We start from the raw sequence: 1,304 nt of genomic DNA on the forward strand, positions 1-1,304 counted from the left end.
CATGCCCTGCAGGCGGGAAGGCGGGGTTTTCGTTGACTGGCCGTTATTCCCGGTCGGGATTTGCAGTGGTCCCTGCATCTGCAGGGCATGCACCTGCTTACGGGTTTCATCAAGCAACTGACGGGTTTCCTGTGCCCAGGCCTCATCTTTCCGTATGGTGTCGCCAAGGGTTGTGATGCTCTCTTTCAGCATGGTCAGGGTACGTCGGATTTCCTCATCCCGCCTGTCCAGCTCTGCTTTCAGGTCACGGGCAAGCTGCTGCATGTCTGCCTGTGGGGTGACAGGAGGCGCGGACATGGTGTTTCCGCTCCCGGTCTCCGTCATGGGCATGGGCTCTGCCCAGCTTTCAGCAGCGGGCGGTGTGACCGCGAAGCCTGCATCTGCAGGGGGCTCTGAGGGTGTCCGCAGAAACTTGTACCAGACTGCGGCCAGGATGATGAGGACACAGCCAGCCCAGACTGGCAGGCTGTATCCCATATACTGGCGTTTCAGGAAGGATTTGCCGGATGCCGGTGTCGTTGTTTCGCCAAAACTGCCGGGATCTTCATGTTCGTTTTTCATGGATGAGTTTCCTGTTGTATTCCGTAACGTTGCCGCATTTCGTTCTGTTTACGCATGACTGCTGCCTGGATCCTGTCAGACGCCTGACGCTCTGCTTCTTCCTGGGTGAGCGGGCGTCCGGAGGGCGGTGGCACAGAAGGGGCAGTGCCGGAGGAGGGGGGACTGATATCGTTGCTCATGACCGGCTCAACAAACAGAATGGAGACAACCTCTCCGCGTGACACTGTCACCTGCCGGTAAGGTTCGCTCTCCGCCTGGCGGGTCAGCAACTGACTGCCCCGTTCGGCCATGCCGCCTGCAATGACGCCAGCCAGCGCCTCGCCATCAGGCATTCCCACCCTGCCGGTAATGCTGCCGTAGTTTCCCTGAATGACCTGTGTGTTGGCGTCTTTGTAAAGACTTCCGACACTGCCCACCCCACCGAGCACAGACGGCAGAACGATATGCTTAAACCAGCGGTGGTTCACGTCGCTGGCCACGGATGACATGCCGGTATGTTCATTCAGGGCATATGCATTGACTTTCAGAAACATGCCCCGCCACATCATCCGGTCAAAGTGGATATCCATTCCCTTGCCGGCGAGTCTGGCGTCCTGGCTGTAGAGGACGGCCCCGGCCCATGGGCCGGCAGGTACGGAGGCCACCACGCGGGAGACAGCATTGTCAGAGTCCACTTCCGTATCAATGAAGGCAGGTACGCGGGTCAGTGCCGGTATCAGCTGTATCCCTGTACGAGCTGCCGG

2 protein-coding genes are annotated in these 1,304 nt (G+C 59.2%); both read right to left on the reverse strand.

All coding sequences use genetic code 11. The features are described from left to right. Positions 1-561: conjugal transfer protein TraP (gene traP / locus E0D98_RS24340; protein WP_131891273.1), on the reverse strand; the 561-nt coding region annotated here is incomplete at its 3' end. Continuing rightward, on the reverse strand, positions 558-1,304 hold a 747-nt coding region (traO, locus tag E0D98_RS24345), incomplete at its 5' end, for a conjugal transfer protein TraO (RefSeq protein ID WP_165941061.1). The genes traP and traO, both read right to left, overlap by 4 nt.

Source organism: Escherichia sp. KCJ4928 (assembly GCF_004352695.1).
Classification (GTDB): domain Bacteria; phylum Pseudomonadota; class Gammaproteobacteria; order Enterobacterales; family Enterobacteriaceae; genus ECMA0423.